This window comes from Psittacicella hinzii, from assembly GCF_003585935.1.
Taxonomy (GTDB): Bacteria; Pseudomonadota; Gammaproteobacteria; order Enterobacterales; family Psittacicellaceae; genus Psittacicella; species Psittacicella hinzii.
In genome coordinates this window covers 1-19,059 of the sequence record NZ_NRJG01000021.1, presented here as the reverse complement: position 1 = coordinate 19,059, position 19,059 = coordinate 1, and the positions used below count along the sequence as shown (strand labels likewise).

7 protein-coding genes are annotated in these 19,059 nt (G+C 35.2%); 6 read left to right on the top strand and 1 reads right to left on the bottom strand.

Translation table 11 applies throughout. The features are described 5' to 3' along the window. Positions 1-99: 99 nt before the first annotated feature. Positions 100-882, bottom strand: coding sequence for a cyclic nucleotide-binding domain-containing protein (locus tag CKF58_RS01290; protein WP_222987646.1), 783 nt, complete (start codon positions 880-882; stop codon positions 100-102). 1,392 nt (positions 883-2,274) lie between these two features. Here CKF58_RS01290 and gap point away from each other — a divergent pair. From gap to cdd, 6 genes are all read left to right on the top strand, one after another. After that, a complete protein-coding gene (gap, locus tag CKF58_RS01285; RefSeq protein ID WP_119530181.1) occupies positions 2,275-3,282 on the top strand; it encodes a type I glyceraldehyde-3-phosphate dehydrogenase in 1,008 nt (335 codons plus the stop codon). Positions 3,283-4,188: 906 nt separating this feature from the next. Then, the gene (gene rpoD / locus CKF58_RS01280; protein WP_119530180.1) at positions 4,189-6,144 is read left to right on the top strand and encodes an RNA polymerase sigma factor RpoD; all 1,956 of its coding nucleotides are present in this window, start codon (positions 4,189-4,191) and stop codon (positions 6,142-6,144) included. Between the two features lie 371 nt (positions 6,145-6,515). Further along, a complete protein-coding gene (locus CKF58_RS01275; RefSeq protein ID WP_119530179.1) occupies positions 6,516-13,751 on the top strand; it encodes a hypothetical protein in 7,236 nt (2,411 codons plus the stop codon). Between the two features lie 618 nt (positions 13,752-14,369). After that, positions 14,370-17,216, top strand: coding sequence for a PhoH family protein (locus CKF58_RS08695; protein ID WP_245959221.1), 2,847 nt, complete (start codon positions 14,370-14,372; stop codon positions 17,214-17,216). Between the two features lie 2 nt (positions 17,217-17,218). Further along, positions 17,219-17,737, top strand: a complete 519-nt coding sequence (ybeY, locus tag CKF58_RS01265; RefSeq protein ID WP_119530178.1) for an rRNA maturation RNase YbeY — start codon at positions 17,219-17,221, stop codon at positions 17,735-17,737. A gap of 201 nt (positions 17,738-17,938) precedes the next feature. Beyond that, positions 17,939-18,859: a cytidine deaminase gene (gene cdd, locus CKF58_RS01260; RefSeq protein WP_119530177.1), complete on the top strand. Its 921-nt coding sequence runs from the start codon at positions 17,939-17,941 to the stop codon at positions 18,857-18,859. The last annotated feature ends 200 nt before the right edge of the window (positions 18,860-19,059 follow it).

Below are 19,059 nucleotides of genomic sequence, written 5' to 3'. Positions count from 1 at the left end.
TATGCTATTTTTGACTATTGAGGCTATCTATACTTTGTCATAGTTCTTAATTTTGTTATGTACCTAGATTTGAGTGTAATTCTAGATACGATCTAGACTTTAATAGTCGTCATCAGCATAAGCTGAATAGAGATGTTCAATACCGGCAATACGCGTTTTCTTTGGTAGATTGTTATTAGCGCGGCGCGGACTCCATTCTGGTTGGAAGTTTGGTTGATCCTCATGGAACGAACGAGGGTAATTTAAGATAATGGTTTTACCTTTAGAGTAAAGTAAACCTTTATCTTCCATTGATTTAATAACTCGTCCTACAGTTTCACGTGAACAACCTAACATATTACCAATTTCTTGACGTGTGGTGCGAATTTGAATCCCGTGTGGGTGCGAAATTGCATCAGGAATTTGTGCTAGATGGAAAATGGTTTCAATTACACGATCATGCACATCATCAAACGCCATAGAAGAAATTTGTTGCGTTGTATGTTTTAAGCGGCGAGCTAGATGTTCACAAAGAACTTTTAGAGTTTGTGGATAGCTCATAATGAACTTATCAAACTCTTTATACTCCATTTCTACGATTGTACATTCTGTACGACAACGAATACTCGCACTACGGCGCGTTTCTTGTCCTACATATCCCATTTCGCCAAAAAAGTTTAAACCGGTTAAATAACTTAATACTAATTCATGCTCATCATTATTAGTAAATACTTGAATGCTGCCATGAATTAGTAGAAAAATACGGTCAGCCAAGTCTCCAGATTCAAATAACACCTGGCGATTTACCCCATGGATAATTCTTCCTTGGCGACAAAATTGTAATAAGCTAGCATTACCACCAACATCATCGATAGTAATGTCTTTTCTGGTTCTTATAGCCACAAGCGGAATCTCTAGAAATGTATAAACTAAATCCAAAAAACTCTTTTACAAAACTAAGTTTGTAATGAGAGGTATTTAATTTATGTGGTGAAAGTAACTTAAAAGATTTTTAGGGATAAAATCTCTAAGAAAATACAATTATGGGGCTCAATACGGTAAACGTAAGCCTCAATAAATTAGAAAGTGCTAATTCTATAACAATAGTCTAGCGCAAAACGAAAAAAGCTGCTGGAAATATATGCTTATTTTGCAAAAATAGCCCCTTAACTTTCTAGATTATACTTGATCTAGGTAGAAAGTTGCTTAATTGAGACTGAAAGTTACTTAACTTAGATGAAAATTTGCCTAAATTGGGTAGAAAGTTGCTTTGTAGCGCAATTTACTTAATTTAAGTAAATAGTTACCTAATATAGGTGATACACCACAGGTTAACTATTTTATTTAGATAGAAAGTACTCTAATTTAGGTAGAAAGTCTAGAGTCGCTAGTTAAATATGCTCCATAAAAGAGAGTTTCTTGTAACACAAAAACAAATCTAAAACTTGTTTTCTCTCAACTTTCATTTCACAAATATTCACACTTTTGTTAAGAAAATTATAACAGAATTGTGAATTTAACAGAAAATATAATTTTTCCTAAAATAGAGATTTTAACTTGTATTGAGTAGTTGACTAACTTACGCGGTTATTGCTCAAATGCCTAGGTAAGTGAATAGTCTGTTCTTTTGGATTTTTGTCCTGTTTATCAATGCTCTTCTGTGGATCAAAAGTAACTGTTTTTATGCTAAGAAAAATAAATAACACAACTTTATCCTAAGTTAGGATATAATATGAGCGAAGAAAAAACTAAGGAAGTTAAAATTTAAATTTTTATTTTCTTGTTGAAGATTTTTCACATGCTGATCACAAAATGATCAGACGAGTTTAAATAATCATCAATGTGCAAATCCTCAACAAATGCTTCCGGTACTATTTCAAAGTACCATTAGCTAAAGTTAAGTCAAATAACCTTAACTTTACTAGCATATACCAAGTAATCTCTTTGGCATATGCAAGCAGAATAAAACTTAACACCCAAAAAATTTAAATTAGCTACACTAACCGCTTTAGGCTTTTCTTTAGCTTTAATAAGCAAGAATTAAGGGATATCAGACATGTCCAATTAGTAAATGATTTACTAATTAAAATTAATAGTTAAGCATAATTAAGTAACTATTAGTAGTCTAGTTCTTACAATCGTAAGTTGGTTAAATGTTAAGTTTAACCTGTTAAAGCTTTATTTAACTAGATTGAAGCTTTAGATTTTGTTTAACAGTTTGGTTAAATAAGGTTAATTTCAACCACAACAACATTGTTTATGTCCTGCGGGGCAAAAAACAAGGAGTAACAGTCAATGACAATTAAACTAGGTATTAACGGTTTTGGTCGTATCGGTCGTTTTGTTTTCCGTGCAGCTCTAGAGCGTCCTGAAGATTTCGAAGTTGTAGGTATCAACGACTTAATCGATGTTGAATACATGGCTTACATGTTAAAATATGATTCAACTCACGGTCGTTTCAAAGGTACTGTAGAAGTTAAAGATGGTAAATTAGTAGTTAACGGTAAAGCAATCCGCGTTACTGCTGAGCGTGATCCAGCTAACTTAAAATGGGACGAAATCGGTGTTGACGTTGCTATCGAAGGTACAGGTATCTTCTTAACTGACGAAACAGCTCGTAAACACATCCAAGCTGGTGCGAAAAAAGTTGTTTTAACTGGTCCATCTAAAGATGCTACTCCAATGTTCGTAATGGGCGTTAACCACTTAACATACGCTGGTCAAGACATCGTATCTAACGCTTCATGTACAACTAACTGTTTAGCTCCATTAGCTAAAGTGATTCACGAAAAATTCGGTATCGTTTCTGGTTTAATGACTACAGTTCACGCTACAACAGCTACACAAAAAACTGTTGACGGTCCTTCAGCGAAAGACTGGAGAGGTGGTCGTGGTGCTGCACAAAACATCATCCCTTCATCAACAGGTGCTGCTAAAGCTGTAGGTAAAGTTATCCCTGAATTAAATGGTAAATTAACAGGTATGGCTTTCCGTGTACCTACACCAGATGTTTCTGTAGTAGACTTAACAGTTAACTTAGACAAATCAACTTCATACGACGAAATCTGTAAAGCAGTGAAAGAAGCTTCAGAAAACGAATTAAAAGGCGTTTTAGCTTACACTGAAGACGATGTAGTATCAACAGATTTCTTAGGTGACAAACACACTTCAATCTTCGATGCTAAAGCAGGTATCGGTTTAACAGATAAATTCTTTAAACTAGTTGCTTGGTACGATAACGAAATCGGTTACTCTAACAAAGTATTAGATTTAGCTAAACACGTATTCAACTACGGTAAATAATTTAAAAGTTATCTTTTATTAGTATCCTTATTAGGATAAAATTTAAAATTGTATTCGAAGAGTCAAAGACCTCAGCATTGCTGAGGTCTTTTGCATGCTCGTAATTTTAAAAATTATCGCTATAACTTAGAAACGAACGCTGTTAGGCACAGTGAAGATAACTTTAAGATTACTCTAAGATTACCATAAGAGTAATATATGCGTGTTGCCAAAAGGAGATAATTGTTAGAGAGTTTAGCAAATTTGTAAATTAACAATATAAATGCCGAGTATATATACTACAGAGAAAAATAATTTGCAAAAAAATCTCCGTTTGCAATTAGTTTTGCGTATAATATTCATCTTGAGAATGTATAAATTACTTTCTCTTAGCTGTGTCAATAACAAAACAGGTGGATAGCCTGCTTTTTTATTTTTTAGCACGGAATTTTCTCTCTAGAATAAGGGAAAAGTAGCCATGAGGCTGGTTAGTTTTTTGCTTAGATGATTATTTAGATGATTATGTGGTTTATTACCACATAGTTTAGTTATCTAAATTTAGAGTACAAAGAGTAACAAAGAACGCTAATCTACCTCTTTATTTATATTTGAGTATTTACACTTGAGCTACTTTAACCCGATATTTCTAACTTTAATTCCAGAGCACTAGAAACATCACCTCTCACAGATCGAGTTTAGACTGCAGATACGAGTAGTTGTTGAAGTTTCATTCTTTGCAAAAAAGTTAGACTTGTAAAAGTGATTTTTGCAAAATCAAGCACTAAAAGTGCCCGGCTGTTATACCTCGATAGGCTAGCAACAGAAGTGAGGGCAATAAATCTTTGAACTTGATCTTGCGCAGTAGAGATATATTAAGTTTTTCTCTTTAAAACATAGTTTTAAATTTAGACATAAGGTTATTACTTAATGAGAAAGTCAACTAAAGACGCTTACTACGCAGACGCTGATGATCAATTAGATGTGTTTAATGAAGATCTGGATTTTGATTTTGATTCAGATGATTTAGATGACACAAATGCCGATAAATTAGATATAGCTAAATTTGAAGAAGACGAAAAAGAAATTATTATTGAAATCGTAGAAGAAGGTAAAGAAAATGGTTACCTTACTGCTGCGAATTTACAAGAAACGTTTTCTGATTATAGCGAATCGCAAATTGAACAAATTACCAAATATCTAGAAGACCAATACTCTTTACGTGTGGTAAACGATGAGTTTACTGAAGTTGACGTGATGCAATTAGCAAACGACAACGATGGTAAAGTAGCTAGTTCAGGTTCTTCTTCAGCTTCTCGCTCTTCAGATCCAGTACGTATTTATATGAAAGAAATGGGTCAGATCGACTTATTAAGTCGTGAAGGTGAGGTAGTAATCGCTAAACGTATTGAAGAAGCTATGAGCGAAATTCAATCAGTGATTGCAGAATACCCTGAAGTTCTAGATGTTTTATTTAAAGAATACGAAACAGTTCTTTCAACCAACCGTAAATTATCTGATATCTTAAATGGTTTTGATGATGACGATTCAAACCTACTTAACGACATGTTAAGCTACGATGATATGGATTACGGTGATGGTGAAGATAAAGCTATCGATGCTAAAATTGCCAACGAACGTATTAACGCTTTACGTGAACAACAACAAGAAGTGTTAGCTCGTTTACGTTCACATGGTGGTTTATCTCGTCGTAAACAATTAAAAGACGCAGCAAGAGCGGAAGTTGAAAAACTTCGTACGCAATTCTTATCATTTAAATTAACGCCAAATATTTTTGAGTTAATGCTGTCACATGTAAAAGAAATTTACAATCAAGTGTCAGTAAATGATAAACAATTAAATAAATTCTTAATTGATTTACCTCGTGCTAAACGTCAAACACGTGAGTACTTAGTAAAACAATTTGCTTCTCCTAATGTTGATTGGTTCCACAATCTTTACACTAATGATTCATTAACTTTAGTGAAAAAAGACCAAGAGTGGGCACGTCGCATTAAAAACTACCGTGATAAAGTATTCGAAACTTTAGAAAGTTATCACCAAATCGAAATGACGCATCAATTAGACATTGAGTCTATTCGTGATTTATATAGCCGTATTCAAACTGGTTATGAAAAAGCACGTAAAGCGAAAATCGAAATGGTGGAAGCAAACTTACGTCTAGTAATTTCGATTGCCAAAAAATACACCAACCGTGGTTTACACTTATTAGATCTTATCCAAGAAGGTAACATTGGTCTGATGAAAGCTGTGGATAAGTTTGAGTATAAACGTGGTTATAAATTCTCAACTTATGCTACTTGGTGGATTCGTCAAGCGATTACGCGTGCTATTGCAGACCAAGCAAGAACGATCCGTATTCCGGTACACATGATTGAAACTATTAACAAGTTAAATCGTGTAAGCCGTGAACTAGTGCAAAAACTAGGTCGTGAGCCGACAATCGAAGAATTAGCTAAAGAAATGAACACAAGTGAAGATAAAGTACGTAAAGTGCAAAAAATCTCGAAAGAACCTATTTCGATGGAAAATCCAGTAGGTGATGACGAAGATACTTCATTAGGTGATTTTATTGAAGATACTTCAGTAGCTAATCCACTAGAAATTGCTTTACAACAAAACTTACGTGAAGCCGTAGACCAATTACTCTTAACACTAAATGAACGTGAAAGAACAGTGATTCAAATGCGTTTGGGTATTGGTATGCCACGTGAGTATACTTTAGAAGAAGTAGGTAAACAATTTAACGTAACACGTGAACGTATCCGTCAAATTGAAGCTAAGGCGCTGAAAAAATTACGTAATACTTCACGCAATGATAACTTACAAGCTCTTATGGAAGACTTCGAAAGTTATACTAACTAATTTCAGAAAAGGATTTGTAGTAATACAAGTCCTTTTTTATTTTTTTTAATTAGGCAAATATGCCGTATTTTTAGCTTTGAGACTAGGCTTTTGGTATAATAATAGATCCCAATCAGGAGACTTAAAGTCTCCTGTATGTGTTTGTAGATCTATGTTTTTTCGTAAAAAATGAATATGAGTTGTCTTGGTGCTACATCAAATAGTTAAGCTGCACAGAGTAGCATAGAGCTATACAAAGTAGTACTGCTTAAAGAGTAATACCAAGCAGCATTAAAGCAAAAACAGATCTAAAACATATAGAAACCCAAGTTTCCCTTCTCCTTTAAATCTATAGCATTTGTCTGTTACAGACAATTATCTCGTTTACCGCTATGCCACAATTTAAAGCTTATATCGGACGCCAAGAAAAGTTACAAGGTAAAGATGTCCAAGCGGCAGTTTTAACTCTTGAGCAATTCTTAGAGAAAGTTACCACCTTACGAGCGCAGATTCTGCGTTACGATCAGGCTTATTATGGTGACAATGCTCCAGAAGTGTCCGATTTTGAATATGACGAAATAAAAAACGAACTCTTATATTTTGAAACTACTTATCCTGAAGTCTATTTAGAGCACTTTGGCAGTTTCATGGCTAGTGAACGTGTGGGATCTGAATTTATCCACTCGTCAACCGCTAGTGCTAAAGATTTGGCCAGCGATCAAATTCGTAGTAATCAAGACGAAAGCGTGGTTCTTGAAGAAGATCAAGAACTCGAAGATCAAGATTTACACGGTTTATACGCCGAGTTAGTGGCCAGTAAAGCTTCATTTGCTGCTTGGCAAGAAATTGAGCATTTCCAACAGGTTGATGATGAGCAAATAGATAGTTTATATGCTCCATACAAACCGCAAGAAGTGGATCATGAGATCCCTATGCTTTCGCTGAGTAATGTTTACTCTGCCGAAGAGTTTACCTCGAACTTCTACACCCAAGTAGAAAAAGTCTATCAAGAACAAAAACTCCTTGGCTCGACAAAGAACTTAAACATTACTTTCTGTGCCGAACCTAAGTTTGATGGTATTGCTTGTGCCTTAATTTATCGTAATGGTAAATTAGTGCGTGGGGCAACACGTGGTAATGGGGTGCGTGGTTATGATATAACTCGCCACGTACAACGTGTGCCGAATGTGCCGCAAGAGCTTCCAGAACTAGTGCAGCAATATGCGGCTACGGGTAAAGAAAATATTCTTGAGGTGCGTGGGGAATTACTCATGCTGCAAGAAGACTTTGAGTACCTTAACCATCTTTACGAACGTTATAAGAAAAAGCCATTAGTAAATTTACGTAATGGCGCAGGTTCGTTTGTCTCACGTGATGCTTATCGTCGAGTAATCCGTAAACTTCGTAAGAGCATTAATGGGGTATCCAAAAGTACTCAAGATCTATACATCATTGATAATTTACCAAAACAAATGCCCCTACGTTTTATGGCATATGTGGTAAATCAACATGAGAATATTGAAGCTCCTGAGCTCCATGCTAATTCTCAATATCAATTATTAATGTTTGCTCGTCGTTTAGGCTTTACGGTTTCGGAATTAGTTACCCAAGTAACTGGCTTTAAACAAATTACCGAGTTCTATAACCGCATTGAAAAACTTCGTCCAGAGTTAAGTTTTGACATTGATGGTACGGTATTTAAGGTTGATAATCTTGAGCACCAAGAGGCAATTGGCTGGATCGCCAATAGCCCTAAATGGGCAATTGCGTTTAAGTTCTTGCCTAACGAAGCTGTTACTACCCTTAAAGATGTAACTATTAACGTAGGTCGTACTGGGGTTGTAAGTCCGATTGCTAAAGTAGATCCTTGCTTTGTTGCAGGGGCAACAGTTAGTAGTTTAAGTTTAAATAACTACTACTTACTTAAGCGTATGGACTTACACCAAGATGATAAAGTAGTTATTTATCGTGGTGGGGAAGTAATCCCAGTTGTTAAACAAGCCCTTGTCGATCAACGTAAGCCACAAGCTCTACCGGTTAATATTCTCCCAACTTGTCCAGAGTGTGGTTCGTTTTTACAGCAAACAACTAATTTACATCAAACGGCTCTTACTAATTTAAATCTGCACCGTATTTTTGATTTTAAAGATTATGGTGAGGTGGCTAAGTCTTTTGCTTTAGAACAAGCCATTACTTATCCTTTAGCAAGTAAATTAGTAAGTGCGGTTAATCTGCACCGTCAAGTACTTAACCATTTACAAAATAATCGTGAGATTATTTATAACCACTGGGTTAAGTTTGCTTCTTACTTAAATGATCTGTTTGCAAATACCGATCTTAAAAAATCAGCGGTTGAAGCTGACTTTATTAAAGATTTACGTCAGTTAAGCAGTAGCATTAGCGAAGAAGTTATTAGCTTTTATAAAGCTAAAAAACAAGGAGATGCTGCAGCGGACCTAGAAGTTAAAGATAGTACCGAGGATAAAGGTAATGTAGCTGATCAAGTAAGCATTGAAGCTAATAGCATTAAAGCTTATTACCAAATCGACTTTAGTCATGATGAGATTCTCATTACTTTAACGAAGAAATTCTTAACTCCTTTAGTTAAAAATCTTCTTGCACTGCCAGAAGCTAAAACTGGTATTGCTTATGCGCAATTGATGGATTTAGTTGCTGCGAAAGAAACTTATGAGCAAGAAGAAAATAAACAATCTGAAGCGGCACAACAAGCTAAGTATCAGTTTGAAAAACTTTATACTGAGTTAAGTAAAATTGAAGGTAATGCTGATAGTGATAAACGCTTTAAAGTGGTGCAATCGGGTGCTTTAACTTGTACTAATCCAGCTCATAATTGTAGTGGACAACTTGAAGCTAAAATCGAGTATTTCTATAGTAAAAGTGGGATTGACTTAAAGGGCTTTGGACCAGCGATTACTAATCAGTTTACAAGCTTAGGTAAGTTCACGAATATTGCTGATCCTTACCAAATGTTAAAGCTAGAGTTTTTTGAGCAAGCTTCGGATTTAATGAAAGCTCTTTTAGTACATAAACCGGCTTTTAACTTAGCTTATAAACTACGTGCTGATTATATTAAAGCTCTTGAAGCGAAGTTTGATGCTTATGTTGCGCAATATCAAGTAGCACCGGAAACGCAATATCTTGCTTATCGAGATAAAGTAGAAAGCTTAATTATTAATGCAAGAGACTTTAGTACTTATTTAACTGCTCCAGATTATCTTGAACTATGTAGTAATCTACAAGTAGATCTTGAACAAGCATTTAAAGCAATCGAGGTTAACGCAGCGAGTGAAGAGATTGCTCAAGCAGATAAGGCACAAACTCAACCAGAGGCTAGTCAAAATCTAACTACTCAAGATGATAAGCAAAATCTAACTAGTCTTGAAACAAGCCAAACCTCAACTAGCCAAGACGTAAATCAACAAGCAGTTGTTGATAAAGATAAGGCGAAAAAACATACGAACTACCAACAGTATTTTAAAGCCCTATTGCTAGAGAATGCTCATGGTAATTTTGCAGATACTTATGGAGCATATATTCGTCGTGTAAGTCGTTTTAATGCTTTACAGAATCAAGCTAAACTCTTAACTGCGTATTTAATCCAAGTTGTTGCTAAATATCCTACAGCAATCAATGCACAAGATAATCGTAAAGCGATTAACACATGGTTGCAAGAGATTCTTAATTCATCGCTTGTACAACAAGTACCAGTATTAAAAGAGGCTTTATTTACTCTTGCAAATAATAGCACTTGGAGTAAGCTGTTTACTCAAAAAACAAAATTAGATTCTCAAACTTTATTCTTAAATCCTAGACCTGCTAAAGCAAGTTTAGAAATTCTTGCAAAAATAGGTGGTCACTTAAACTCTAATTTGCATGAACTTAAAACAGCTAAAGAGAAATTAAGTGTAAGCTTGTTACAAGTACAAGAGACTGATGAGCAACAATTAACTTTAGCCTCTTATGTGCAAGAACTAGTTACTAAATTAGCTAGTCTATATAAAGCAATTTTTAAACAAGCAAAAGCTTTTACCGCACAGCTATCAAGTGTTACGGACTTTTTAACTTTAGCTGGGATGTTTAATTTTGCACAGCAAGAAGAAATCTTAGGCTTAATAAGTGATTGGTTAAATCCTGCTACTAGCGAGGGACAAGAACCTGAATTATTAACAGTTTTAGATCCAGAAATCTTAGTGCTTGAACGCCAAACAGATTTATCTGCTTACTACCAAAAACTCTATAATTTCTACCTTGATAAATTAAAAGAACGTTCTACTAGTCCGAACTGGGTAAATGAGTTTGCTAAAGCAGAACAAGAAGATCCTCGTGATCAGCGTGATTACATTCTGACGCATCTAACACGTTTTAGTTCCCCGCAAGTGCAACTAGAACAACAGTTAGGAGTAAATGCAGAACACTTATTAGAGCAGTCTGCAGTACAAGTTTATGATGAGCAAGTGCGAGCGGATGCAGCTGATTTAGCCGCAGGTAAAAAGCTTGAGGAGAAATTCCTTAATGCTTATTTACAGCACAAAGCTAAATATCACAAAAATGTATCTACTCTTGATCTAAATCAACAAGCATTAGCAACTCAAGAACAAGTAAATCTTGAAGAAATTAGAGTTAAAGTAGCTAAAGCAAGTGCTTCTAAACCTGAAACGTTCTTTAAAGCTAGTAGTAAAGGCGAGAAGAAAAAGCATGAGCAAGAAGCTGCTCCTATTCAAGCACAAGAGCTAACTCTTGCTCAAGCACAAGAACCAGCTTCTACTCCAAAGCAAGAATCTTCAGCTGAATTAGATGTAAAACCTGCTCCAATTAAGCTAAGACGTCGTATCAAGCAAGCTGATGAAGCAACAGCTATAACTACGACTAAAAAAGCTGAAACTAAAGCTGCTGCTAAAGACAAGTCTAAGAAAAAAGATGAGGCTGATAAGCAAGCTAAAGTAATTAAAGTTGGTGAAATTTCTACACAAGAAATGACAGCTAAAGCTGCAAAAGCAGGTAAAGGTGCTAAAAAAGGCTCTAGAACTAAAAAAGTAGCAGGTAACGCTAATTCGTCATTAATTTCGGCTATAGCTCTAGATAATGCTAATGCAACATCTGAAACTACGTCTGCAGTTGAGACAAAAGCAACTGCTAAACGAGCTAATCGTAAGAGCAAAAAGCAAGATTCAGTTCTTTACGCGCGTATTGATTTACCTTTTGAGTTTGAAGATGAAAGCAGTAATGAGGTAGAGCCTAAAGCTGCTGCATTAGAACTTCAAACTGCCGTAGTAGAGCCTCAAGAGCAAGTTGTTGTAGTACAAGACAAAGTATCTACAAAACAAGCTGAAGAACTTGAGGTTGCTCAGGCTACAACTGAAGCTAATGAAGCTATTACTTCTGAAGTAAAAGAAGTAGAGAGCAAAACTAAAGCTACAAAAGCTAAAGCACCAAAGACAAAAGCAAAACAAGCTTCTCAAGCTCAAATTGCAGACGAAGAAGTTTTAGTTGAACTGCCTAAAGCAATAGAAGATACTACTGAAGTAGTTGAGACTCAAGTTAAAGCAGTTGATACTCAAGTTGAAGCAGTTGAAACTCAAGCTGAAGTAGTTGATACTCAAGCTGAAGCAGTTGAAACGCAAGCTGAAGCAGTTGATACTCAAGTTGAAGCTCTTGATACCCAAAATGAAGCAGTTTATACTCAATTAGAAACAGTTGAAACTCAAGCTGAAGCAGTTGATACTCAAGTTGAAGCAGTTGATACTCAAGTTGAAGCAGTTGGAACTCAGGCTGAAGCAGTTGTTACTCAAGTAGAAGCTGTTGATACTCAAGTTGAAGCAGTTGATACTCAAGCTGAAGTAGTTGGAGCTCAATCTAAAGCTCTTGATACTCAAGATGAAGTAGTTGAAACTCAGGTAAAAGCTGTTGAAGAAGATTCATCAGCAGTTGAAGATAATTTACCTGCTATTGAAACTGATACTAAAGAAGTTAAATCTAAAGTTCAACGAGCTAATAGTGATAAGTTCTTTAATGAGCAAATCCAACAAATGCTTGAGCAAGGTAATCTGTTTAATGTAAATAAATCTCATGAGTTATATACATTTTTACGAGCACATGCTTATACTTTAGCAGCTGTAACACCAATGAATGAGCTGCAAGTTCAAAGCATTATGCAAGACCTTTCTTTAGCTAGTGATGAACCGAAACTTCTTGCTTTAAATGATCTTGAGACTTATACACAAAAAGCTCAAGAGAATGTTGCTTTTAGTGCTTTATATCCACGTGTAACAGCTCTTTCTCGTTATACAGGAGTGATTTCGTTATACTTTGATAAGGTATTAACCTTATTAAAACTAAATCACAATACAGGTTCTCTGACTCTTGATTCATTACTTGATGAAAATAGAGTTAATGAACTTAATGCCCTGTTAACTAAAAACGAGCAAAAGAATCAAGAAGTCCAAGATATTAGTCTTTACCTCGAATCTAAAGAAATTAACTTTACGAAATTAGGTTACATGACACGTAGTCTAATTCAAGCTAATATCAGTGATTTCTTACGTCTAATTAAACGTGTGCCACATTATGCTTCATTATTTACAGCACGTATGAAGTGTTACTTTAAGCTTTTAGCCCAAGATGCTTATACTCGTCAAATGGAGTTTAAAGCATTAGTAACACCTTATGCGGAAAAATTAAAATTTAATCCTGAAGCTATTAATCACGGTACTAGTTATAACTGGAAAGCTGTAGGTAAAGGTTGGGTTAATAAAGAAGTATTCGGCGGTAAAATTTATAAAGTTTTAGTTGATAGTTTTGCAGAGAAAAAAGAATTAAAACTTAGTGAGTTTATTCGTTCGATTGGGATTAACGGTGTTGGACCTGCTGTAGCTGAAGACTTAACACGTCCACAGTTACTACCTGATATTCAGTCTTTAGTGAACTTTGATGCTCTTAAGATTACCAAAGCCATAAACTACTCATTATTTGTGCGTAATGTACTTAATACTAAATACGTACAAGAAGTAAGTTATGCTTATGATGAGCAAGGGGCAATTATTGCCAACATCATTACTAAAGAAGGACCTAAATCCTCAAAAACGAAAAGCTTACATCAAAGTTTTGATACTTTAAATACCATAAGTGAAGTGAATATTGTTACTAAATTTGCTCAAATGGATAAGCTTTCTTTAGACCTTGAGCAAATTGGTAAAGAGGAAACTATAAACACAATTGGTGCTGTTACTTTAGGCAATATTCTCCAATATTTTGGTGATAAGAATAATCAGCAAACTATTCAGCAATTTATTGATGCGGGAATTAAATTTAAAGCAAATCAAGCAAGCTTTAACAATGAATTATGTAATAAACGCGTTGTGGTTACTGGTTCATTAGTAATTCTCGATCGTAAAGCTTGTGCGAACTTTATTAAAGAATCAGGTGGTAAATTCTCAAGTTCTATTACTTTAGATACGGATATTTTAGTAATTGGTGGCGCAAGCTCACTAGAAGAATTACCAAATACCTCTAAAGTAAAACGTGCGCAAGAATTAGGGGTCAGACTAATGTTTGAACCTGAATTTACGCAAATTTACCAACAGTCAATAGCTCAAGAGCCTCAGGCATAAAAAGATTTAAGCTTCCAAGTTTCCAAGCTTTAAGCTTTAAGCTTTTGTCTTGAAGCGAATGGTTAATTTACCTGATTTGGTAAACTGCGATACTTATTTTTATCCTTTATTTCGCAAAATCTATTATTAGATAATTAAATCTATAATTAGAGCCCCTATTACTAGGGGCTTTTTTCAGCTTCGAGTATTGGCTGCTCGGCTTACGAGAGTTCTTTTTGCTATAATATTACTAGCCGTCAGCTTTATGGTTAAAGGCTTTTGTTGCTTAAAGTGAAGAGAGAAAATCTAGTTTATTTCTAGTTGAGGTAGATATCAGTAGAACTTAAAATAAGTAAAAATTATTTTTAAAGTCACTCGAAAGTTGCCTGTGAGTTGCCTGCAGTTATCTAAAAGTTTCCTGTAGGTTGCCTTAGGTTGCCAGAGATAGCATGAGGTTATCTTAAGGTATCTGATAGTAGTCAGAATATTAGGCATGCTTATGCTAACGTTCTCGTAACTAGGTGATTGCAGTTAGAAATATTATTTACTTATTTTATTTATATTTTACTTAGATTTTACTTGATAATCTCTTACTCTCTTGCTTAAAGTTTTTATTATCTTCATATTAAGGAAATGGTTTTGTCAGTAAGAACAAGTTTTACATTAGAGCCACAAGTTATCGATAACCTGCAAGCTTTAGCAGGGGTTAATAATGAAAACATTAAATTGCTTGAAGAAGAATTAGATATTGAAATTGGTGGTAACAATTTCAACATTGAATTATTTACAGATACCCCAAAACAAGCAATCTTGGCGCAAAACATTATCCAAGATTTATATCAACAAACCTTTATTGGTAAAAATAAAGTTAAAGATATTGAATATAAAGACGTATATTTAACGATCCACGAATTAAAAGCTCATCAGGCTGTTGCCGATGAGCGTTCAGTAGCAGAATTTTTACAACAGCAGCAAGCGCTAGCTAATTTTGAGCAAGCACAAGCTAAAGCACGCGCTGCAGAAGCTGCTGATTTAGATTTTGAGTTAGTGCAGTTAAGAGCCTTAGAAAACTTAGCAGCACAAAATCCACCTCAGGTAACAAATAAAACTTCAAAAGTACAACTCCCAGCAGCAGTACAGTCTGCGGTTGCTAGAGCAAAAGCAGAATTAGCCTCTGGTAACAATGCAAATCCTACAGTTAGTACCACTACGGTAAATGTACCAGTAAAACGTGATTATCGTGATTACCAAGAACATGAACCTGTAGCTGTAGGTGGTAAATATCAAGAGAATCTATTTGAGGATTTTGATGATCTCTTTAATCCTTTACCTGTAGATCCTAAAACAGCTCAACCGCAAATCCCTACAGGCGTAGATGTATTTGCTAACTATGAACAAAATGCTCAAGCGCAAGCAGCACAGGCTGCAACTCAAGCTAGTAATACACAAACCAGTGCAGCAAGTAACGTAAATGCTGCAAGTGCGGATAACGAGTTTATAGTGCCAACTTTTAATCCGCAGCAAGTAGATTTATTTGCGAATTATGATGCTCTAGATCAATCTCAAAATCAATATCAATATACTCAAAAGAGTCCACAAGATGCTACGAGTTCTTCAGCTAAAGTAGTTGCCGAGCAGCAAGAAGCTGCTCAAAAACCTCGCTTTTTAGGTATTCCTGGTTTAAAACCACTAGCTATTGATTCTGCAACCTTAAATCAATTTGCGAGTGCTAGTCCAACTTTACCTAATGCTAATGTATTAGAGAATCTTTTAAGTGCGTCATCGTTTACACAAAAGATTCTTTCTGATGGTGATTACTATTACCTCTTCTATAACCAAGAAAGTGAAGAAATTGATCCTTATTGGTACTTAGAACAATTTGATTTAAGTGCTGAGGATCGTCTACTTTATCAAGAACAAATTAACGATTTATTAGACTTTTTCAGCGTTAAAGGTCTAAGTGATGAACAAAAAGCTCTAGAAATTATGGCATTTTGTAAGTATCGTTACCTTGACGCGGTGGGGCAATTAGATTGGTCATATGGGGTACCAGAAACCTATTTAGATATTATTCTTTCTGGAGATGTCTTAGCCAATAATCCTAAAGCAATTGCTTGTAAAGAGTTAGTTGCAACTTTCAATGATATTCTTGAAGATGTGGCTCTTAATCGTGCGCAGCAAGATGATAAAGAATTAGGTTTAGTTGAACCTCAAGAAGAATCTTATGACTTAAGTGACTTTGTTAATGCTTTATCAGCAAACAAAGTACAAATGCCAAATTCTTCAACCTTAAACTTTACAGCTAAAGGTTTAGAATCTAATACGCAAAGTTTTACGGCAAATGCCCTAGCAAACTTTAATGAACATCAAGGTGATGAACAATATAGCGAAGAAGAACTATTACGTCGCTATGGTGAAATGTATCTGCAAGATCAAGCTAAAGAGCTAGATCAACAGTTTAGAACTAAACGTGGGCAAGAGCTGACTGTAGCTAACGATGCTGCTTTAAAAGAAACTGCACAAGGAGCATTCGCTCAAAGTGCTAACCCTAGTACTTTAGCAAGCGCAAATGGCTCGACTGTATCTAAAGAACCAACGCCAGTAAATTCTTCACCAATTGCATTACCGGACAAGCAAATTATTACCCCACAAGACGACATGTTCGCTCCGTTAGGTGGTGTTAAAATGCGTACTGAGCAGCCGAAAAAGCTGAGCCGTAATGAAGAGTTACAAATTGTTGAAGCAAAAAGACATACTGGTAACTTCTTAAGCATTTTAAGTAATGTACGTTGTAAATCATTAAATCAGCATCTCTTTGCTAAAGGGATTCTCGAAAATGATATTACGTTTGGTATTGGTCCGGCTGGTTCAGGGAAAACTTTCTTAGCTATAGCTACAGCCTTACAAATGTTGAACGAAAATAAAGTAGATCGTATTATTCTTTCACGTCCGGCTGTAGAAGCAGGGGAAAGCTTAGGCTTTTTACCTGGGACATTACAAGAGAAATTAGATCCTTATTTACGTCCGCTTTTCGATGCCATTATTGAAATTATGAAGCCAGAACGTGCGGAAAAACTGTTAAGTCAAAACAAAATCGAAATCGCACCTCTAGCTTTTATGCGTGGTCGTACTCTTTCTAATGCCTTTATCATTCTTGATGAAGCACAAAATACCACCGCTGCGCAAATGAAAATGATGGTAACGCGTTTAGGTTTAGGTTCGAAAATGGTTATTACGGGTGACATGAGTCAAACCGATTTACCGAATAATGTAAAATCAGGTTTAGTTCATGCTATGAAAGTTTTAGATAATGTAAAAGGTGTACGTTTTTATACCATGAGTAAAGAGGACGTAGTACGTCACCCATGTGTGGCTGCGATTATTGATGCTTATGATGAATACGAAGCCTTACATCCTGAAACAGTTGTAACCCCAAAACGTCGTCACCAAAATCCGTTACAAACGGTATTGGCTGAACAAGGATAAACATGACTTTAAAAATTGATGTAAATGATTTATTTTCTAGTGAAGCTAGTGCGCAATACTTACCAAGTAAAGAAGAATTAGCACAATGGTATGCGCAAGTAGAAAGTCGTTTAGAAGGTGATTTTCATTTATCGGTAACTTTTATCACTCCTGAATATATGCAAGAACTTAATGGAACTTATCGTGGTAAACCTTACCCGACTAATGTTCTAAGTTTTGAGTTTCAGGGTGATGAAGATGAAGCTGATTATTTAGGCTTTACTGAGCTAGGTGATTTATTAATTTGTCCTCCAGTTTTAGAAAAAGAAGCTGCAGAACAAGATAAACCACTACAACACCACTGGACGCATATTTGCTTACATGGGTTATTACATTTACTTGGTTACGATCATATTGAACCAGACGAAGCCGAGCAAATGGAAAGCCTGGAAAAAGAATTATTAGCTACTTTAGGTATTCCTGATCCTTATCGTGATGACGATCCGGAATTAGTGGCACAAATGCGTCAGCAGTTAGCTTAATAATTAATTTATAAATAATCCCTCTTGAGATAAATCAAGAGGGTATTTTTTTGTCAAAAAGCGGTCAGCAGACCACTTTTTAGGTACTTTTATTCTCTTTGTGTTTTTGTGCCAATTTTTAATTGCTTTCTATGCTATTCTATGAAGAGAAATAAGTCCTCGAGATAGTATCTTGGTTAATCTGAAGGAGCTCTATTGTTTATGGCAAGTTTATTTCCAGCTGTAACTTTTACTAATGAAATCTCTACCCCTTTACAAAAACAAATTTTTGCTTGCTTAGAAAGTAATAATTTGCGTGGATATATTAGCTTAGAACAAGCTACAGCCTTAAAAAATGAATTTGGTTTAAGTGAGCAAGAATTATATTTTGCGTTACTTCCATTTGCGACTAACTATGCATATCCTACTATTTCTAAATTCCACGTAGGAGCAATAGTTGAAGATTTAGATGGTAATTTCTATTTTGGTGGTAACCAAGAATATGAAGGCTTATTAATGCAGTACACTGTGCATGCTGAACAATGTGCGATTAATCATGCTTACTGTTCAGGAGCCAAAGGTATTAAATCAATTATTGTAAACTATAGTCCATGTGGACATTGTCGTCAGTTTATTAACGAAGTTAATACGGCTAAAGAATTAAAAATCTATTTACCACAAATCCCACAAGGTGCGCCACTAAGTCATTATTTACCATATAGTTTTGGTCCAAGTGATTTAGACATTAAAGAACGTTTATTTGATAATAATCGTTTAGAATCTTATTTCAAAGATCTCGAATATGAAGAAGTAAAAGAACGTGTATTACAACAAGGTAAAACTTACTCTCCATATTCAAACTCTCATGTGTTTGTTGCTGCTAAAACCGTTAATCGTGAGTTCTTTGTTGGACGTTATATTGAAAATGCGGCATATAATCCAAGTTTTCCAGCTGTATTATCAGCAATTACTTTAGCTCGTGTTTATGGCTTAGCTGGTAATAAGATTATGCGTTTTTACGTATACGAAAACAAAAACACTCCGCTGCCAGTTGCTGAATTAGTACAAATGGTAGGTGAGAACTTTGGTATTAATGTTGTTGTTGAACAAGTAGATCAAGATCCGTTAACTGCAAGTTTTTAATCTATAAAGCAACATATTAAGATATAGGCTTAAAGTTTAGTTTTAGCTTTAGCTATATTTTTAATCTACTAAATAAAGTTCAAGCTTTAGCAGTATTTTTATCCAAAAAGTTTAAGCATTTAAGGAAGTGAGGGATATCCCTTACTTCCTTTTATGCGTTCATAGCTCTTTAAATTTAAAATTATGAATTAGTACTATTA